Origin of the sequence: Rhizobium sp. CF122 (assembly GCF_000282035.1) — a bacterium.
GTDB lineage: Bacteria > Pseudomonadota > Alphaproteobacteria > Rhizobiales > Rhizobiaceae > Rhizobium.
The window spans coordinates 76140-95140 of sequence record NZ_AKKA01000080.1 but is presented as its reverse complement, the minus strand read 5'-3'; the positions used below and the strand labels follow the sequence as shown (position 1 = coordinate 95140).

General features: G+C 61.7%; 20 protein-coding genes. 12 read left to right on the top strand and 8 right to left on the bottom strand.

Annotated features, from left to right (window positions below; genetic code table 11):
* The first annotated feature begins 72 nt into the window (after positions 1 to 72).
* Positions 73 to 804: a phosphonate metabolism transcriptional regulator PhnF gene (gene phnF, locus PMI09_RS19870; protein WP_007798519.1), complete on the top strand. Its 732-nt coding sequence runs from the start codon at positions 73 to 75 to the stop codon at positions 802 to 804.
* 93 nt (positions 805 to 897) lie between these two features.
* On the opposite strand, the gene PMI09_RS19865 is transcribed toward phnF, so the two are convergent.
* A complete protein-coding gene (locus PMI09_RS19865) occupies positions 898 to 1416 on the bottom strand; it encodes a DUF6428 family protein (RefSeq protein ID WP_007798515.1) in 519 nt (172 codons plus the stop codon).
* A 42-nt stretch (positions 1417 to 1458) separates the two neighbouring features.
* Here PMI09_RS19865 and PMI09_RS19860 point away from each other — a divergent pair, with 42 nt between their 5' ends.
* Genes PMI09_RS19860 through arsK form a run of 6 tightly spaced genes read left to right on the top strand, consistent with a single transcriptional unit; the run spans position 1459 to position 5493 of the window.
* On the top strand, positions 1459 to 1815 hold the full coding sequence (locus tag PMI09_RS19860; RefSeq protein ID WP_007798511.1) for an ArsR/SmtB family transcription factor: 357 nt from the start codon (positions 1459 to 1461) through the stop codon (positions 1813 to 1815).
* Complete coding sequence (locus tag PMI09_RS19855) at positions 1812 to 2345, top strand: arsenate reductase ArsC (protein ID WP_007798508.1); 534 nt, start codon at positions 1812 to 1814, stop codon at positions 2343 to 2345. Before PMI09_RS19860 ends, PMI09_RS19855 begins: the two co-directional genes overlap by 4 nt.
* Positions 2342 to 3037: an MIP/aquaporin family protein gene (locus PMI09_RS19850; protein WP_007798503.1), complete on the top strand. Its 696-nt coding sequence runs from the start codon at positions 2342 to 2344 to the stop codon at positions 3035 to 3037. Before PMI09_RS19855 ends, PMI09_RS19850 begins: the two co-directional genes overlap by 4 nt.
* Positions 3034 to 3456, top strand: coding sequence for an arsenate reductase (glutaredoxin) (arsC, locus tag PMI09_RS19845; protein WP_007798501.1), 423 nt, complete (start codon positions 3034 to 3036; stop codon positions 3454 to 3456). Before PMI09_RS19850 ends, arsC begins: the two co-directional genes overlap by 4 nt.
* On the top strand, positions 3413 to 4156 hold the full coding sequence (gene arsH / locus PMI09_RS19840) for an arsenical resistance protein ArsH (protein ID WP_037083587.1): 744 nt from the start codon (positions 3413 to 3415) through the stop codon (positions 4154 to 4156). The genes arsC and arsH overlap by 44 nt, the downstream gene beginning before the upstream one ends.
* Entirely contained in the window at positions 4153 to 5493 is a 1341-nt protein-coding gene (gene arsK / locus PMI09_RS19835) for an arsenite efflux MFS transporter ArsK (protein WP_007798494.1), read from the top strand. Before arsH ends, arsK begins: the two co-directional genes overlap by 4 nt.
* 30 nt (positions 5494 to 5523) lie before the next feature.
* Here arsK and PMI09_RS19830 read toward each other — a convergent pair whose 3' ends face one another.
* Positions 5524 to 6360, bottom strand: coding sequence for an oxidoreductase (locus PMI09_RS19830; RefSeq protein ID WP_007798492.1), 837 nt, complete (start codon positions 6358 to 6360; stop codon positions 5524 to 5526).
* Between the two features lie 87 nt (positions 6361 to 6447).
* Between PMI09_RS19830 and PMI09_RS19825 the strand changes: the two genes are divergently transcribed.
* Positions 6448 to 6861: a winged helix-turn-helix transcriptional regulator gene (locus tag PMI09_RS19825; protein WP_007798488.1), complete on the top strand. Its 414-nt coding sequence runs from the start codon at positions 6448 to 6450 to the stop codon at positions 6859 to 6861.
* Between the two features lie 43 nt (positions 6862 to 6904).
* Here PMI09_RS19825 and PMI09_RS19820 read toward each other — a convergent pair whose 3' ends face one another.
* From PMI09_RS19820 to mepA, 6 genes are all read right to left on the bottom strand, one after another.
* Complete coding sequence (locus PMI09_RS19820; protein WP_007798485.1) at positions 6905 to 7540, bottom strand: 2,3-bisphosphoglycerate-dependent phosphoglycerate mutase; 636 nt, start codon at positions 7538 to 7540, stop codon at positions 6905 to 6907.
* A 21-nt stretch (positions 7541 to 7561) separates the two neighbouring features.
* Positions 7562 to 8386 (bottom strand): 4-hydroxy-tetrahydrodipicolinate reductase, encoded by an 825-nt coding sequence (gene dapB, locus PMI09_RS19815; protein WP_037083585.1) that lies wholly within the window; start codon positions 8384 to 8386, stop codon positions 7562 to 7564.
* A 21-nt stretch (positions 8387 to 8407) separates the two neighbouring features.
* The gene (locus PMI09_RS19810; protein ID WP_007798480.1) at positions 8408 to 10195 is read right to left on the bottom strand and encodes an ABC transporter ATP-binding protein; all 1788 of its coding nucleotides are present in this window, start codon (positions 10193 to 10195) and stop codon (positions 8408 to 8410) included.
* Between the two features lie 96 nt (positions 10196 to 10291).
* Entirely contained in the window at positions 10292 to 11317 is a 1026-nt protein-coding gene (locus tag PMI09_RS19805) for a glucokinase (protein ID WP_007798478.1), read from the bottom strand.
* Between the two features lie 37 nt (positions 11318 to 11354).
* Positions 11355 to 11735: a methylglyoxal synthase gene (locus PMI09_RS19800; RefSeq protein WP_007798474.1), complete on the bottom strand. Its 381-nt coding sequence runs from the start codon at positions 11733 to 11735 to the stop codon at positions 11355 to 11357.
* A gap of 88 nt (positions 11736 to 11823) precedes the next feature.
* Entirely contained in the window at positions 11824 to 12894 is a 1071-nt protein-coding gene (gene mepA, locus PMI09_RS19795; protein WP_007798472.1) for a penicillin-insensitive murein endopeptidase, read from the bottom strand.
* A 228-nt stretch (positions 12895 to 13122) separates the two neighbouring features.
* Between mepA and PMI09_RS19790 the strand changes: the two genes are divergently transcribed.
* The 4 genes from PMI09_RS19790 (at position 13123) to PMI09_RS19775 (ending at position 18995) form a co-directional block, all read left to right on the top strand.
* Positions 13123 to 14961, top strand: coding sequence for an extracellular solute-binding protein (locus PMI09_RS19790; protein ID WP_007798470.1), 1839 nt, complete (start codon positions 13123 to 13125; stop codon positions 14959 to 14961).
* Between the two features lie 157 nt (positions 14962 to 15118).
* Positions 15119 to 16213, top strand: a complete 1095-nt coding sequence (locus PMI09_RS19785; protein WP_007798466.1) for a microcin C ABC transporter permease YejB — start codon at positions 15119 to 15121, stop codon at positions 16211 to 16213.
* On the top strand, positions 16213 to 17361 hold the full coding sequence (locus tag PMI09_RS19780; RefSeq protein WP_007798463.1) for an ABC transporter permease: 1149 nt from the start codon (positions 16213 to 16215) through the stop codon (positions 17359 to 17361). Before PMI09_RS19785 ends, PMI09_RS19780 begins: the two co-directional genes overlap by 1 nt.
* Positions 17358 to 18995 carry an ABC transporter ATP-binding protein gene (locus PMI09_RS19775; protein ID WP_007798460.1) on the top strand — a complete coding sequence of 546 codons (1638 nt, stop codon included), beginning with the start codon at positions 17358 to 17360 and terminating at the stop codon, positions 18993 to 18995. The genes PMI09_RS19780 and PMI09_RS19775 overlap by 4 nt, the downstream gene beginning before the upstream one ends.
* The last annotated feature ends 6 nt before the right edge of the window (positions 18996 to 19001 follow it).

Here is a 19001-nt window from a genome sequence, read left to right as displayed (position 1 = left end):
TATAGACAACTATACAAGATATGGTTACGCTTAGCTCGCCGACGTGACAAGCGTGTGACATCAAGGGGCAAAATGGCTGGGCAGGTACAAAGACAGACGGGCGTGGCGCTCTGGCGCCAGATCGCCGATCGCATTCGCCAGGCGATCAGCGCCGGCGCCTATGACGAGACCGGCATGGTGCCGCCGGAGACGGTGCTGGCCCTGCAGTTCGGCGTCAACAGACATACGGTGCGAAGCGCGATTGCCGCTCTTGCCCAGGAAGGCATTGTGCGCGCCGTGCAGGGACGCGGCACGCTGATCGAGCGCAAGGAACGGCTGAACTTTCCGATCACCAAGCGTACCCGGTTCACGGCCGGGATCGGCGGGCAGGCGCGCGAAATGCGCGGGCTGCTGCTTGGGCATAGCGAAGAGAGAGCGGACGAAGAGGTGGCCCGGTGGTTGAAACTGCGGCCGGGCGCGCCGGTGATCCGCATGGAGACGGTGCGCAAGGCCGACGATCGGCCGGTCTCCTGCGCAACGACCTGGTTTCCTGCAGACCGCTTTGCCGGCATGCCGGCGGCCTACGAGAAGACGGAATCGATCACCCGGGCCTTTGCCGAACTCGGCCTGTCCGACTACGTGCGCGCGACGACGGAGGTCACCGCCGCCCATGCCGACGCCGCCGATCTTGCCGCACTCGAGCTGACGCCGGGGGCGATCGTCTTGATCACCAAGGCGATGAACACGGATCTAGAGGGTGTGCCAGTGCAATATGCGATCAGTCGGTTTTCGGCGGATCGAGTGCAATTCACGATCGAGAACTGAGAAAGGCCGGGCGCGCCGGAGGACCCGGCCTTCCAAAACCAGCATTGGATTTATGCGCCTTGTCTGACAGTCATGCGAAATTGCTCTGCGGCGTCAGCCGCAACAGGCGTTCCTTCCCGCTGTAGGAGCGCAACAGGATTGCGCCTGTTGTTCCGCAAGCCAGCGATCACGCGGCTTGCAGCTTGCGGGCCGCGGCGATAGCTCGACGTGCACAGTGCCGGCGCGCAGCGTTGGCATCGCGGCGCGGTAGAGCCGCATCGGTTGAAGGCCGTCGCTGACTTCGAAGGTCAGTTTGGCTGAATCATCAAGCTTCACGTGCTCCGTGACCTTGCCGATGATCGCGTAGAATTTGCCGGCAGGCATATGGGTGCGGTCGCCCTCCTCGATATCCCAGAGCTGAATGAAAATCTCCGTCCATGCTTCCGGGTTGGCGCCGCAGTCCAGCGCCGAAAACTGACCGGCCTTGACCTCGGTAACGTGGTACCCAGGCTTCACCGGTCGCCCGTCGTAATAGAATATCAGCGGAGAATCCTTGGCACCGGCAAGTGTGCCGAGCAACAGGCCGAGGCTGATATCGTCTTCCTGAACTTTGCTATTGTCGATCGCGTTCATCTGCGTTATTCCTCATTTCAATCATTCAAGGATTGTTGAAATATGAATCAACGTCAAGCCCTCGTCGCGTTTGGCGCGCTGTCTCAGGAAACCCGGCTGCGCATCATCCGCATGCTTGTGGTCGCTGGCCCAAACGGCATGGCGGCAGGCGCGATCGCGGAAGAGGCAGAGGTATCGCCGTCCAACGTCTCCTTCCATCTGAAGGAACTGGAACGCTCAGGACTGATCGCGCAACAACGCGAATCCCGATCGATCATCTACACCGCGAACTATGAGGCGCTCGGCGGCCTGGTTCGCTTCCTGATGGAAGACTGCTGCTCCGGACACCCGGAGATTTGCGCGCCCGCCGCAGAGGTCGCGGCCTGTTGCGCCCCTAAAATGGAGGAAAAATTACAATGACCGCTGACCGCGTCTACAACGTGCTCTTTCTCTGCACGGGCAATTCCGCTCGCTCGATCTTGGCAGAATCCATCCTCAACGCGGAAGGCAAAGGCCGGTTTAAGGCTTATTCGGCCGGCAGCCAGCCGAAGGGAGAGGTCAACCCGTACGCATTGAAGGAGCTGCAAGCGCAGGGCTATCCGTCGACCGGCTTCCGCTCGAAGGGCTGGGACGAGTTCGCCGAGCCGGGCGCGCCGGAGATGGACTTCATCTTCACGGTCTGCGACAGCGCCGCCGGCGAGGCCTGCCCGGTCTGGATCGGCCATCCGATGACCGCCCATTGGGGCGTCGAGGATCCCGCTGCCGTCGAAGGCAGCGAAGTCGACAAGGGCCGCGCCTTCGCGCAAGCCGCCCGCTTCCTGAAGAATCGCATCACCGCCTTTCGGAGCCTGCCGCTATCCTCGATCGACAAGCTTGCGCTGGAAACGCACCTGCATCAGATCGGTGCCATGGAAGGCGCGACCTTACAACCATCCAAGGCAAGCCGATGACTGGGTTCGATCTGCCGCGACGGCTTGTTGCCGAGGGACTTGGGACAGCCATGCTTGTCGCAACGGTGGTCGGATCCGGCGTCATGGCGGCATCGCTGACCCGGGATGTCGGGCTTGCATTGTTAGGCAACACGCTGGCGACGGGCGCGATCCTTGTGGTGCTGATCACCATCCTTGGCCCGATCTCCGGAGCCCAATTCAATCCTGCGGTCTCGCTGATTTTTGCGATCTCTCGCAAGTTGCCGAAGCGTGACTTTGGGGGATACATCCTGGCTCAGATCGCCGGCGGCGTGGCCGGCACAATCGCCGCTCACCTTATGTTCGGCCTGCCGCTGGTCGAAATGTCGAGCAAGGCTCGTACCGGCGGCGCGCAGTGGTTCTCCGAAGGCGTCGCGACATTCGGGCTGGTGGCGGTGATCCTCGCCGGCATCAAGTTCGAACAGAGGGCGGTGCCTTGGCTGGTCGGGCTCTACATCACGGCTGCCTACTGGTTCACCGCCTCGACCTCGTTCGCCAATCCCGCCGTCGCTTTGGCACGGTCGTTGACCGACACCTTCTCCGGGATCCGCCCGGTCGATTTACCGGGCTTCTGGGTTGCTGAGATCGCCGGCGCGGTCGTAGCTCTTCTCCTGTTTACCTGGCTCCTGCAGCCAGGTGCTTCGTCAACCGTATCGTCAAAGGCAACGCTATGAACGTCACCATCTATCACAACCCGCAATGTGGCACGTCGCGCAACACGCTGGCGATGATCCGCAGCGCTGGCATCGAACCTGATATCATCGAATACCTGAAGGACCCGCCGTCGCGTGCGCTGCTCGTGAAAATGATCGCCGACGCGGGATTGACCGTGCGCCAGGCGATCCGGGACAAGGGCACGCCCTATGCGAAGCTCGGTCTCGACAACCCTACCCTGACCGACGATCAACTGCTCGACGCGATGTTGAAAGACCCGATCCTGATCAACCGGCCGTTTGTCGTCACGTCGCTCGGCAGCAGGCTTGCGCGCCCGTCCGAAGTCGTTCTGGATATTCTGCCCGACACCCACAAAGGCGCCTTCACCAAAGAGGATGGAGAACAGGTGCTCGACGCCGAGGGCAAGCGCATTGTCTGATCTGCCTGCCGCATCCCCGACATATCTGCGCCAAGTGGATCTGGCAGCGCTGCGACCGCCCTTCTCGACCCACAAGCCGCGCATCCTGATCCTCTATGGCTCGCTGAGGACTGTATCCCACAGTCGCCTGCTTGCGCAGGAGACAGCACAGTTGCTCGAGGACTTTGGCTGCGATGTTAGGATCTTCAATCCGGAAGGCCTGCCGCTTCCCGACGGCACTCCGGTGACGCATCCCAAGGTGCAGGAGCTGCGCGCGCTGTCTGAATGGGCTGAAGGCCAGGAGTGGGTCAGCCCCGAACGCCATGGCGCGATGACCGGAATCATGAAGGCGCAGATCGACTGGATCCCGCTGTCGGTCGGATCGGTCCGGCCGACGCAGGGCAAGACGCTCGCCGTCATGCAGGTCTCCGGCGGCTCGCAATCCTTCAACGCGGTCGGGCAGATGCGCATCCTCGGCCGCTGGATGCGGATGATCACCATCCCCAACCAGTCCTTGGTGCCCAAAGCCTTCCAGGAGTTCGACGCCGACGGCCGCATGAAACCGTCGTCCTATTACGACCGCGTGGTCGATGTGTGCGAGGAGCTCGTGAAGTTCACCTGGCTGACGCGCGATGCTTCGGCCTACCTCACCGATCGCTACAGCGAGCGGAAGGAGGAGGCCGAAACACTCAAACAGCGCGTGAGCCTCAAATCCCAATGACGACGACCGGCACCGAACGCTCCCCTGTCGCGGCAATCCTCGCCCTCGGTCTGACGCAGATCATCGGCTACGGAACGCTCTATTACAGCTTCAGCATCCTTGCGCCTGACATGGCGCGGGATCTCGATTGGTCGTCGGAATGGATTTTTGGTGCGCTGTCCGTAGCTCTCCTGATCGGCGGCCTAGCGGCGCCGACGATGGGCAGGTGGATTGACCGCTTTGGCGCCGGCCGAGTCATGACCGCGGGCTCGGCGATCGCCGCCGCAGCGCTTGCCGCCTGCGCGTTCGCTCCCGGCAAGGCTGCCTTCGTCGCCGCACTGATCGCGATCGAGACGGCGTCCAATCTGGTGCAATATGGGGCCGCCTTTGCTTTGCTCGTCCAGATCAGGCCGAAGGTTGCCCAGCGCAGCATCACCTATCTGACGCTGATCGCCGGCTTTGCTTCAACGATTTTCTGGCCGATCACCACGGCGCTCAACGCGCACATGCCCTGGCAGGACGTCTATCTGATCTTCGCGGCTATCAATCTTCTGGTTTGCCTACCCATTCATGCATGGTTGTCGCGCAGCGTCAGCGAAACGCGCAAACGGGAAAAGAACGAAGCGGCAAAGCACGTCGAACCGAGCCTTCCGCCATCCGTGCGAACGCCGGCCTTCATCCTGATGGTCATGGGGTTTGCGCTGCAGAGCTTCGTCAACGCGGCACTCCTCGTGCACATGGTTCCGGTATTATCCGGACTTGGGCTTGGAGCGATGGCGGTGATAGTCGGGACACTGTTTGGGCCGTCGCAGGTGCTGAGCCGCTTCATCAACATGGTCTTCGGGAGCGGACTATCGCAGCTGACGCTCGCGTTCATCTCCGCCGTGTTGCTGCCGGCGGCCCTGATCATTCTGATCGTCACCGCCCCGTCGGTACCAGGCGCATTGGTCTTTGCCGTCGTCTTCGGCCTTGGCTCGGGGCTGAGCAGCATCGTGCAGGGAACCTTGCCGCTCGCACTCTTTGGCAGCGAAGGCTACGGGCGACGACAGGGGCAGGTGTTGTCCATCCGCCTAATGATCTCGTCGACTGCCCCATGTATCCTCGCGTTCATGATGGAGGCCATCGGCGCATCGTGGTCGCTCGCGATTGCCGCCGTCGTCGGTGCTATCGCCGTCCTGGCATTTGCCGCGATCGGCCGATTGGGGCAACTGCCTTACCGATCGCATCTTACGACGCTACCTGGCGACGAGCTTCCGGCGGAAGTCGTGACGCTCCGGCAGCGAATCGCCAATCGTCTGCCGGATATCGAGGCCACCCGCGCAAAAACCTCTCGCGTAACGGACGCGGCAGAGCGCTAGAAGAAACGCGCCCTCCCCGCTGACTGTTCGTCAGCCGCCGGGCTCGAAATCGGTGGAGACACTGAGGTCCCGCCAAGCCGCTTGCTCCTTGGCTCGTACGGCGTCGTTCTGCTCGACGCCACGCACAGCATCGCTGCCAAGCAGCAAGCGCAGCGGCGGTTCGGCAAGGCTGGCGAGATGGACGACGGCGGCGGCTGCCTTTACCGGATCGCCCGGCTGGTTGCCGGTATAGTCGCGCTGATAGCGCGCCATCTTGCCGACAGTGTCGTCGTATTCCGGCCGGCCTTCCCGAAGTGTGGTCGACGAGCCGGCGAAATCGGTCCTGAAGCCGCCGGGCTCGATGATCGTCACCTTGACGCCAAGCGGGCCGACCTCCCGGGCGAGCACTTCCGAGAAACCCTCGACGCCCCATTTGGCCGCGGCATAGGGCGCGCGACCGGCCGGGCCGATGCGGCCGCCCACGGAGGAAAACTGGATGATGTGACCGGAGCCCTGCTCGCGCATCAGCGGCAGCGCCGCCTTGGTGACGATGATCGTTCCGAAGAGGTTGGTTTCGATCTGGGCGCGGAAGTCGGCTAGGCTTGTATCTTCAATCGAGCCGACATCGCCGTAACCCGCATTGTTGACGAGTACGTCCAGCCGGCCAAACCGATCGACCGCCGCCTTCACGGCCGCTGCGGCAGCCCGCTCATCGGTTACATCGAGGGCGGTTGTCAGGATGCTGGCGCCGAAGCGTTGCTTGAGATCGTCAAGCTGCGACGGATCGCGCGCCGTTGCGACCAATCTGTGCCCTGCCGCCAGCACCGCTTCAGCGAGCGCCCTGCCGAGCCCACGGGAACTGCCGGTAATCAACCAAATCTGCGACATCCGAAATCTCCTTGATCCGTCGGAAGGCCATATAGGCAAGTCGGTTTCATCTTGAAAGAAGGTACCCACAGGAGCTATACATACCTAATGGTAACTAAGATCAACGATGGTACATTCGATTTCTGCGAAACGCTGACGGACGCGCAGGACACGCTTGCTCGCGAGATGCTGGAACGCGCCAGCGCCAAATGGCCGCTGCGGGTCATGCACATATTGGCGGAGGCCAACGGGCCCTTACGCTTCTCGCGCGTTCTGGAACGGGTGGAGGGGATCAGCCAGAAGGTGCTGACGCAGACACTGCGGACGCTCGAGAGCGACGGGCTGGTGACGCGCACACTCTACCCGCAGGTGCCGCCACGCGTGGAATACGAACTGACGCCGCTTGGCGGCGAGCTTCTGGTGGAGGTCGTGACGCTCTGGCAGTGGATCGCCAATCGCCTGCCGGATTTCGAGGCCGCCCGCGCGAAGGCGTCACGGGCAACGGACACGGCAGAGCGCTAGAAGAACGCGCCGCGCCTCTCAAATGAAGCGCGGCGCTTTGATATCAATGCGCGCCGGACATGTCGCCGAGCACTTCCTTGGAAGCGACGGTGGAATCGGCGTTGAGCTTGTAGACCATGGGAACGCCGGTCGCGAGGTTGAGCGCCAGGATCTGTTCCTTGGTCAGGCGATCGAGCACCATCACCAGCGAGCGCAGCGAATTGCCGTGGGCGGCAACGAGCACCTTCTCGCCGCGCAGCACGCGGGGCAGGATTTCCGTCAGGTAGTAAGGCCAGACGCGGGCGCCGGTGTCGCGCAGGCTTTCGCCGCCCGGAGGCGGAACGTCGTAAGAGCGGCGCCAGATGTGGACCTGCTCTTCGCCCCACTTGGCACGGGCGTCATCCTTGTTGAGGCCCGAGAGATCGCCGTAATCGCGTTCGTTGAGCGCCTGATCCTTGAACGTCTTGAGGTCCGGCTGGCCGACATTGTCGAGGATGATCTTCAGCGTGTCCTGAGCGCGCTTCAGGTCGGACGTGAAGGCGACATCGAACTTGATGCCGTAATCGACCAGCGCCTTGCCGCCGGTGTTGGCTTCCTGAATGCCGAGCTCGGTCAGATCAGGGTCCTTCCAGCCGGTGAAAAGGTTCTTGAGGTTCCAGTCGCTCTGGCCGTGGCGAACGAGGACGAGAGTGCCGCTCATGAAAAATGCCTCCGAAAAAGATTACTTTGAAGAAAGCCCGAGCACGTCGAGCATGGAATAGAGACCGGGCTTCTTGTCGCGCGCCCAGAGCGCTGCCTTGACGGCGCCGCGGCCGAAGATCGAGCGATCGGTGGCGCTGTGCGACATGGTCACGGTTTCGCCCTCGCCGGCAAAGATTACCGAATGCTCGCCGACAACCGAGCCGCCGCGCAGGGTTGCAAAGCCGATCGTGCCTTGCTCGCGTGGTCCGGTGTGGCCGTCGCGCACGCGCACCGACTTCGACGCGAGATCGATGCCCCTGCCCTTGGCCGCCGCTTCGCCAAGAAGCAGCGCCGTGCCCGAGGGCGCGTCGACCTTGCGCTTGTGATGCATTTCGAGGACTTCGATATCCCAGTCGGCCGGATCGAGCGCACGAGCGGCCTGCTCGACAAGGACGCTGAGCAGGTTGACGCCGAGGCCCATGTTGCCCGACTTCACCACCCGGGCGTGACGGGCGGCGGCCGCAATCTTCGCGTTGTCCTCCACCGAGCAGCCGGTTGTCCCGATCACATGGACAATGCGTGCCTGAGCGGCCAGAGCGGCGAACTCGACGGTGCCGGCAGGGGATGTGAAATCGAGAACGCCTTCGGCGTGGAGAAAGGCCGCCAGCGGATCATCACTGATGATGACGCCATTCGTGCCAAGGCCGGCAATTTCGCCGGCGTCCTTGCCGACGAAGGGAGAGCCGGCGCGTTCGACCGCGGCATGCAGTATCACGCCATCGAGCGCGTGAATGAGACGGATGAGCGTCTGCCCCATGCGCCCTGCCGCGCCAACCACTACCAGTTTCATCGCAGCATCGCTCATGTCAGTCGATCATCCTATTTGTCAGCGGGCATCGGAGGCTGCTGGCCTCTGCAGATTGTTGAGGCGAGCGTAGAGACCGTCGCTGCGCCGCGCAAGGCTCTCGTGATTGCCTTCCTCCATGATCCGGCCCTGCTGCATGACGACGATTTTGTCGGCGCGGACGACGGTCGAAAGGCGGTGGGCAATGACGACCACCGTGCGGCCGACCATGGCCTCGTCGAGCGCCTTCTGAACGGCCGCTTCCGACTCCGTGTCGAGCGCCGAGGTCGCTTCGTCGAGGAGCAGGATCGGGGCGTTGCGCACCAGAGCACGGGCGATCGAAAGGCGTTGACGCTGACCGCCCGAGAGCGTCACGCCATTCTCGCCAACCGGCGTGTCGTAGCCTTGGGACTGCGCCTGGATGAAGTCGTGCGCATAGGCAAGGCGGGCGGCGCGTTCCACTTCCTCGTCGGTAGCCTCTTGGCGGCCATAGCGGATGTTGTCGCGGATCGTACCTTCGAAGAGATACGGCTGCTGGGAAACATAGGCCAGCTGCTCGCGCAGCGATTGTTTCGTCACATGCGCAATATCCTGGCCGTCGATGAGGATCTGCCCAGCCTTCGGATCGTAGAAGCGCGGAATGAGCGTGATGATCGTCGATTTTCCGGCGCCAGATGGCCCGACAAGCGCCGTTGTCTTTCCGCCGTCGGCGACAAGGCTGACATCCCGAAGGACTTCATCCTCACCATAAGCGAAAGAGACGTTGCGGAACTCAATCTTGGCTTCCGTAACGACGAGCGCCTTTGCACCGGGCACATCGCGCTGATGCGGCACCGTATCGAGGAATTCATAGATCATGCGGGCGTTGACGACGGCACGCTCCATCTGCACCTGAAGACGTGCGAGGCGGCGCGCGGGATCATAGGCCAGCAGCAACGCCGTTACGAAGGAGAAGAAAGCGCCTGGCGGAATATTGTTATAGATCGTGCCGTAGGCGGCATAGGCAAGGACGCTGGCCACCGCCAGGCCGGCGAAGCTTTCCGTCAGCGGCGCTGTCCGCTCAGACAGGCGGGCGATACGGTTTGCGCGCCGTTCGGCGCTTTCCACCAGCCTGTCAACCTTCTGCCCCAGCTGGCGCTCCATGGTGAAGGCCTTGACGATAGCGATGCCCTGGATGGTTTCCTGCATCGCACCGGCGACATGGCTGTTGACGTGGATTGCATCCTTGGTTGCCACACGAAGCCGCTTCGACACGTATCGCAACGCATAAAGAAGCGGTGGTGCCAGAATGAAAACCGCAAGGCTGAGCAGCGGATCCTGGATGATCATCACGGCGAGCAGAGAGATAAACGTCAGGAGATCGCGCACTGTCGACGTGATCGTCAGGTTCATCACATCGCGGATGCCGCTGATGTTTTGATTGAGCTGTGCAACGACGTGGGCCGAGCGCGTCTGGTTGAAGTAGCCGAGCGACAGCTTCATCAGATGCGCATAGGCACGCTGCTGGTACCGCGCCACAATGTTGTTGCCGATTTTGGAAAGGACCACCGCCTGGCCGTAGCTCGCAAAACCGCGCAACACGAAGGCAATGAAGATGGTAAAGCAGATCACCCAGACAATGTCCGCGCGCCGGTGTTCGAATGCCTCGTTGATGACCGACTTCATGATCCAGGCGGTATATGCCGTCGACAAGGCAACGATGACGAGGCAGCTGATGGCAAAAACATAGCCCCAAAGATGATCACGGCCGTTTTCTGCGATGATGCGCTTCAAGATGCCGGTGATGCTATCGCTGTTTACAGGCGTCTGCTTGGTGTCCGGTGCTTGCAAAAATCAGTCTTCCTGTGTGTCAGGACACGCATGTCCTCATGACTGCGTGCGCTCGCGCGGCTCTATAAAGAGTTGGCAGCCTTTTGACCAGAGCCGTTACGCCCGCCAGCGGCGGCCGTCGGTCGAGACGCCGAAGCTCTCTGGCTTGCGGGCATAGGACGAAAGCCCTGCAAGAGCCGCAAGCGGGTGCGTGACGACATAGGTCGGGATCGTCGCAAGCAGCGCCGAGTGCGGCGCCTTGTCCTCGAACGCAGCCCGGAATTCTGGGTTCTTCAGCGCGGGTAGTATCTTCTGCGAGATACCGCCGGACAGAAAGACACCGCCGCGCGCCATGAAAATCATCGCCATGTCGCCGGCGACGCGGCCGAGATAGGTCGAGAACAGGCTGATCGTCTCGACGGCAACCTTGTCGGAACCAGCGAGCGCGTTCGAGGTGATGTCTGCCGGGTCGGAGTAGACGGGGGCAATGCCATCCGCAGTGCAGATTGCCCGGTAGAGATTGACGATGCCGCGGCCACAAAGAATCTGCTCTGCCGAAATCCGGCCTTCGATCGTCTCCACATGCGCGAAGATCTGCAGATCGCGTGCAGTACGCGGCCCGAGATCGACGTGACCACCCTCGCCCGGCACGGGAATCCAGGAGCCTCGCGCGTAAACGAGCCCGCCGACGCCGAGACCGGTGCCTGGGCCGAGAACGACGCGGGATGCGATCATGTCACCCGCTGCATCGCCAAGGCGCTCGCGGTTGTCATCAGAAAGATTGGCGATTGCCAGTGCTTGCGCTTCGAAGTCGTTGACGACGAGAACGTCTTCGATGCCGAGGCCATCGATCATGGTTCGCGGGCGGACGACCCAGTCGCAATTGGTCAGCGGTATTTCGTCCCGGCTGATCGGGCCGGCCACCGCCAGGATCGCCGAGCGCGGCCGCAAGCTGCTCTTTTCGAGAATGCAGCTACGGATCGCGTCATCGATCGTCTCGAAGTCGGCGGTGCGGACATTGGGAAAATGGATCTGCTCTGCCGCAGCGTCCGGGATGATCGCAAAACGCGCATTTGTGCCGCCGATGTCGCCGATCAGGATCGGAAAGGGCATGGCGGTTTCGCTGGTATCGAGCTGTGGCATGGCAGGTTCCGTGCGTGCGCGCTATTCAAGCGCCGGTTTACGCGTGAAGGGTGGCAATAAGCTTGTCGGCGGTCGCTTCGTTGAGCGCCATCGGGATATCGTAGACGATTGCAAGCCGCATCAAAGCCTTGACATCGACGTCATGCGGCATTGGCGTCAGAGGATCGACAAAAAAGATCAACGCATCGACTTCGCCGGTGGCAATAAGAGCGCCGATCTGCTGGTCCCCGCCGAGCGGGCCGCTTTTCAAGCGGGTCACGTCGAGATCAGGAGCGGCCTCCAACACCCGGCCGCCGGTGGTGCCCGTGGCGACGATTCTCCAGTTCGCGAATGTCTCGCGATTGCGGCGTGCAAACTCCGCCATGTCATCCTTCTTCTGGTCATGCGCAATCAATGCAAGGCACTTGCCGCCGGCCATGAAAAGGACCTCCACCTGAAATTCAATCGATTTGGCTGCTTCTATACGAAGCGCCCGTCTTTTGAAAGACCACCGCGCTGCCAGCGCTTCACTCGATGGACGGCTTGTCGTCCGGTACCGGTCCGATTGCAGGCAGCGCCTCGTCGGACGCCGCGGCAGGCATCACCGCCATCGGCGCGACAGCCGGGGCAGCAGCAGCGCCGCCAAAGGTGGCCGTCTGCACCGAGTCGACAGACGGCGCAGTGAGAACCGACGAGCAGGCGTTCGGAAGATCGGAGACCATCACTTCGCGCGGCTTGACCGGCTTCGCATCGGGCTTCGGTGGCTTCGGCGGCGCCCATGGTTCCTTCGTGAACCACCATGCCAGCGACTTGCCGCATCCATCGTCAGCAGGCACCGGCGCCTGCGGCTTGCAAGAGGCTGCGCCCGGTGGGCACTTCATGCGGATGTGGAAGTGGGAATCGTGACCGTAAATCGGGCGAAGCTTGCCGAGATTGGTACGATCACCCGTCCAGGTGTCGCACATCTTCTTCTTGATGGCCGGATTGACGAAAATCCGTTCGACCTGAGGATAGCTCGCCGCGCGCATCAGCAGCCGGGCGTGCGACTTGGTCCAGACATTCGGATTGATTGTCAGGAATGCACCCTTCTGCAGCATTGTCGTGAAAGGCAGGATTTCGCGTTCCTCGACGCTCATCGGGTGAGCAGGCATCGGCGTCAGCCATATGTCGGCATCAAGCCCTATCTGGTGCGAGGCATGGCCGTTGAACATTGGTCCGCCGCGCGGCTGTGAAATATCGCCGACCAGCAAGCCCGGCCATCCGTCGTATTTTGCGGCGTCACGGGACAACTGTTCCAACAGTGAAATCATCGCGGGATTGCCCCAGCGACGATTGCGCGAAAGCCGCATGGTCTGCCAGGTCGGACCGTCAGTCGGCAGCGCCACGGCGCCGGACATGCAACCTTTCGCGTAGAAACCGAAGGCCTGCGCCGCCCCTTGATTTGGCAGTGCGACGGCGCCGAAGAGGGCCTTGGCACTCCCGGGACTTGGCTGCTTCTGCTCGGCGTTGGCATCGCCGGCGACAAGGCTTGCTCCGAGCACGCCGGCGAATGCCAATTTCAAAAATGTCTGGAAAGTCCTGGTGGTATGGAGAGCCATGCCATGTCCTGAGCGTCTGTGGCCCGCGGCCGAGTGATTTGCAATCGAATCTACCGTGAAAAGCAATTTTGGTGAATCGATGTTTTGCATAAGCAAGGAATGAGCCGAGCTTACCCGGGCAACAAATGCTCACGATCCTGCGAACCGGACAAAAACGGTCGCCTCACCTGTTTTTCGCCTGCTTTTCGCCTATTGTCGGCGAAAGCAGACAATAATCGGGGTTGGCGAATGGCGCTTACGTGGTCGAAACTTGGTGTGGTCTTTTCTCTTCTCGGCACATTGGCGTTGCCCTTGCAGGCCGTCGCCCAGGAGCCAAATTTCCAGATCGGCAGTTCCGTCATCAGCGAGCTGAAATACAAGCCGGGATTCAAGCATTTCGACTACGTCAATCCGGATGCGCCGAAGGGCGGCAATCTGCGGCTTTCCGCTTCCGGCACCTACGACACCTTCAATCCGCTGCTTTCGAAGGGCGAAACGGCGGTCGGCCTGACGCTGCCTTTCGAAACGCTGATGAAATCGGCCGACGACGAGCTGCTCGCCTCCTACGGCTTGCTGGCGGAAGGACTTTCCTATCCCGACGACGTCTCGAACGCGACGTTCCGACTCAGGGCCGAGGCAAAGTGGGCGGATGGGAAGTCGGTGACGCCCGAGGACGTGATCTTCAGCTTCGACAAGACAAAGGAGCTCAATCCCCTCGCCTCCAACTACTACAAGCACGTGGTCAAGGCCGAAAAGACCGGCGAACGCGACGTGACCTTCACGTTCGACGAGAAGAACAACAAGGAGCTTCCCAATATCCTCGGTCAGTTGACTGTGGTGCCGAAGCACTGGTGGGAGGGCACGGGGCCCGACGGCAAACCGCGTGACATTTCCAAGACGACGCTCGAGCCGGTGATGGGATCCGGCCCCTACAAGATCGCTGCCTTCGCGCCGGGCGCAACGATCCGCTACGAGTTGCGCGACGACTATTGGGGCAAGGACCTCAACGTGAATGTCGGCCAGAACAATTTCGGCTCGATCACCTACACCTATTTCGGCGACCGGGACGTGGAGTTCGAGGCCTTCCGAGCCGGCAACAGCGACTATTGGCAGGAGACGCAGGCGGCGCGCTGGGCCACCGGCTATGATTTCCCCGCCGTCAAGGACGGGCGCGTGAAGAAAGAGGACGTCGCCAACGCACTGCGCGCCACCGGCATCATGCAGGCCCTGGTACCGAACACGCGCCGCGAGATCTTCAAGGACGAAAAGGTTCGCGAGGCGCTGAATTACGGCTTCGACTTCGAGGAACTGAACCGCACCGTTGCCTTCAACACCTACAAGCGCATCGACAGCTATTTCTGGAACACCGAGCTCGCCTCCTCGGGCCTACCGCAGGGCCGCGAACTGGAGATCCTGAACGGCCTCAAGGATAAGCTGTCGCCCGCGGTCTTCACCACGCCCTACATCAATCCGGTCGGCGGCGATCCGCAGAAGAGCCGCGACAACCTGCGCAAGGCGATCGGGCTATTCAAGGAAGCGGGCTGGGAGATCAAGGGCAACCGCATGGTCAACACCAGGACCGGCAAGCCGATGAGCTTCGAGATCCTGCTGTCGAGCCCGATGCTGGAACGCTGGGCGGTGCCCTATACCAACAATCTGAAGAAGATCGGCATCGATGCGCGCGTCCGGACCGTGGATGCCTCGCAATACACCAACCGGGTGCGCAGCTTCGACTACGACATGATCTGGAACGTGTGGGCAGAGACGATGAACCCCGGCAACGAGCAGGCAGACTACTGGAGCTCGGGATCGGCCAACCAGCAGGGCTCACGCAACTATGCGGGCATCGCTGATCCGGCGATCGATGCGCTGATCCGCATGGTGATCTTCGCCCCCAACCGCGACGAGCAGGTGGCGGCGATTAAGGCGCTCGACCGCGTGCTTTTGGCGGGGCACTATGTCGTGCCACTGTTTTATCGCGGTACGCAATCGATCGCCTATTGGAACACTATCACCCGGCCGGCCGAATATCCGACCTACGCGACCGGCTTCCCCGATGCCTGGTGGTCATCCGCCGCGTCAAAATGAGCAGGCTTGCATTGGCCTGACGGCTGGGCTCCAAATGAACGATGCGAATCAGGACAAGGCGTAGCGCGCTTGGCCACACCACAAGGAGACCGCACGGATTGAACGGCGATAGACTGGACAGCGCTCGACGCAAGCTTTCCCGGAAGGGCCTTCACTGATGGGCGCCTATATCCTTCGCCGCCTGCTTTTGATGATCCCGACGATCATCGGCGTCATGGCCATCTCCTTTACCGTCATCCAGTTCGCGCCCGGCGGCCCAGTCGAGCAGGTGATTGCGCAGCTGACCGGCGATGCGCAAGGCGCGGACTCGCGGCTTTCCGGCGGCGGCGGTGATCTTCTCGGCGGCGGAGGCCTTGACGAAGGCGGCTCGAAATACCGCAGTGCCCAGGGGCTTGATCCGGAACTGATCGCCAAGCTCGAAAAGCAGTTCGGTTTCGACAAGCCGCCGCTGACGCGCTTCGGCGAAATGATGTGGAACTACATCCGCTTCGACTTCGGCGAGAGCTTCTTTCGCAACACTACTGTGCTTAACCTGATCAAAGAAAAGCTGCCGGTCTCGGCCTCGCTCGGCGTCTGGATCATGATCTTCTCCTACGGCATCTCGATCCCGCTCGGAATCCGCAAGGCCGTCAAGGACGGTTCCACCTTCGACGTCTGGACGTCGGGTGTCATCATCATCGGCTATGCGGTTCCGAGCTTCCTGTTCGGTATTTTGCTTATCGTGCTCTTTGCCGGCGGATCCTTCTATGACTGGTTTCCGTTGCGCGGCCTTGTCTCCGACAATTTCGACCAGCTTGCCTGGTGGCAGAAGCCGCTCGACTACTTCTGGCATCTGACGCTGCCGCTGATCTCGCTGTCGCTGGCGGCCTTCGCGACGACGACGCTCTTGACCAAGAACTCGTTCATCGAGGAGATCAAGAAGCAATATGTCGTGACCGCTCGCGCGAAGGGATTGAACCAGCGCCAAGTGCTCTACGGCCACGTCTTCCGCAACGCCATGCTGATCATCATCGCCGGCTTCCCCGGCGCTTTCATTTCCGCCTTCTTCACCGGCTCGCTGCTGATCGAGAACATCTTCTCGCTCGATGGGCTGGGGCGGCTTGGCTATCTCTCGGTGGTCAACCGCGACTATCCGATCGTGTTTGCGACGCTCTACATCTTCTCGCTGCTCGGCCTGTTCGTCAGCCTGGTTTCCGACCTGATCTACACGTGGATCGATCCGCGTATCGACTTCGAGCGGAGGGACGTCTGATGGACACCGCCGCCAATCCGACGACCGCAACGCCGGTCAAGCCGCCGCGCAAAGGCCTGCTGTCCCCGACCAACGTCCGCCGCTGGAAGAATTTCAAGGCCAACAGGCGCGGCCACTGGTCCTTGTGGCTGTTCCTTGTCCTGTTCGTGCTCAGCCTGTTTGCCGAGTTCATCGCCAACGACCGGCCGATCATCGCCTCCTACAAGGGTGAGATCCTCTTCCCAGTTCTGGTCAACTATCCCGAAGAGAAGTTCGGCGGATTCCTGGCTGAAACCGACTACCGCTCCGACGTCATATCGGACGAGATCAACGCCAACGGCTGGATGATCTGGCCGCCGATCCACTACTCCTATCGCTCTGTCAATTCGAACATCCCGCATTCGGCGCCGACCCCACCCTTCTGGCTGATGAGCAAGGAGGAGCGCTGCTCCGGATATCCGCAGGGAGCGGCCGACCCCGGCTGCAACTTCGGCAATCTCAACTGGCTCGGCACTGACGATCAGGCGCGTGACGTGCTTGCCCGCGTCATCTACGGCTTCCGCATCTCCGTGCTGTTCGGGCTGGTGTTGACGATCTGCTCGGCCATCATCGGCGTCAGCGCCGGCGCGATCCAGGGCTATTTCGGCGGCTGGACAGACCTACTGCTGCAGCGTTTCATCGAGATCTGGTCGTCGATGCCGGTGCTCTATATCCTGCTGATCATCGCGGCCATCCTGCCGCCCGGCTTCTTCGTGCTGCTTGGGATCATGCTGCTCTTCTCATGGGTCGGCTTCGTCGGCGTCGTGCGCGCGGAATTCCTGCGGGCCCGCAATTTCGAATATGTGCGTGCCGCCCGTGCGCTCGGGGTGAACAACCGGACAATCATGTGGCGCCACCTGCTGCCGAACGCGATGGTGGCGACGCTCACCTTCCTGCCATTCATCTTGTCGGGCTCGATCACGACGCTGACCTCGCTCGACTTCCTCGGTTTTGGCATGCCGCCGGGCTCTCCTTCGCTCGGCGAGATGATCGCGCAGGGCAAGGCCAACCTGCAGGCGCCATGGCTCGGGCTGACGGCGTTCTTCACCATGTCGATCATGCTGTCGCTGTTGATCTTCATCGGCGAAGCGGTTCGTGATGCATTCGATCCCAGGAAGACGTTTCAATGAGTGACGCTGCCGAAACACTGCTGTCCGTTCGCGAGCTTTCGGTGGCGTTCCACCAGGGCGGCGATACATCGCTGGCCGTCGATCACATCTCCTTCGATATTCGCAAGGGCGAGGTCGTGGCGCTCGTCGGCGAGTCCGGCTCGGGCAAATCGGTCTCCGCCAATTCGATCCTGCGTCTGCTCCCCTACCCCTCAGCCAGCCATCCCTCCGGCGAAATCCTGTTCAAGGGCAAGGACCTCTTGAAGGCATCCGACAAGGCGTTGCGCGAGGTGCGCGGCAATGACATCACGATGATCTTCCAGGAGCCGATGACCTCGCTCAACCCGCTGCACACGATCGAGAAGCAGATCGCCGAGATCCTCGCACTGCACCAGGGCGTGACCGGGCAGGCCGCGCGCAAGCGGATTCTCGAACTGCTGAACCAGGTCGGCATCCGCGAGCCGGAAAAGCGGCTGAAAGCCTATCCGCACGAACTTTCCGGCGGCCAGCGGCAACGCGTGATGATCGCCATGGCGCTCGCCAACCGACCGGAACTGCTGATCGCTGACGAGCCAACGACCGCCCTCGACGTGACCGTGCAGGCGCAGATCCTCGAACTGCTGCGGCAACTGAAGGGCCAGCATGGCATGTCGATGCTCTTCATCACCCACGACCTCGGCATTGTTCGCAAGTTCGCCGACCGTGTCTGCGTGATGACCAAGGGCAAGATCGTCGAGACCGGTACGGTGGAAGAGGTCTTTCGCAATCCGAAGCACGATTATACCCGGCATCTGCTGGCCTCCGAGCCGCGCGGCGAGCCGCCGCTTGCCGATCCCTCAAAACCCGTCGTGATGCAGGGAGCGGACATTCGCGTCTGGTTTCCGATCAAGGCCGGCCTCATGCGCAAGGTCGTCGATCATGTGAAGGCCGTGGACGGAATCGATCTTCAGCTGCGCGCGGGACAGACGCTCGGCGTCGTCGGCGAATCCGGATCGGGCAAGACGACGCTCGGTCTCGCGCTGACGCGGCTGATTTCGTCGCAGGGCCGGATCAGCTTCGTCGGCAAGGATATAGCCAGCTATTCATTTACGGAAATGCGGCCGCTTCGCAATCAGCTGCAGGTCGTGTTTCAGGATCCCTACGGCTCGCTCAGCCCCCGCATGTCGGTTGGCGACATCATCGCGGAAGGCCTCAAGGTGCACGAGCGGTCGCTCTCCTACGAGGAGCGCGATCAACGCGTCTGCTGGGCGCTGGAGGAAGTCGGCCTCGACCCGCTGACCCGCTGGCGCTATCCGCATGAATTCTCCGGCGGACAACGCCAACGCATCGCTATTGCCCGCGCCATGGTCCTTAAACCGCGCTTCGTGATGCTGGATGAGCCGACATCGGCGCTCGACATGAGCGTCCAGGCGCAGGTCGTCGACCTCCTGCGCGACCTGCAGAAGAAGCATGATCTCGCCTACCTCTTCATCAGCCACGACCTGAAGGTGGTGAAGGCGCTGGCAAACGACGTCATCGTCATGCGCTTCGGCAAGGTCGTCGAGCAAGGCCCGTCCGCTGCGATCTTCGGTGCGCCGAAGGACGACTACACCAAAGCGCTGATGGCTGCCGCCTTCAACATCGAGGCGGTGCCGACGCCCGCCATCCAACAGTAAAGACGA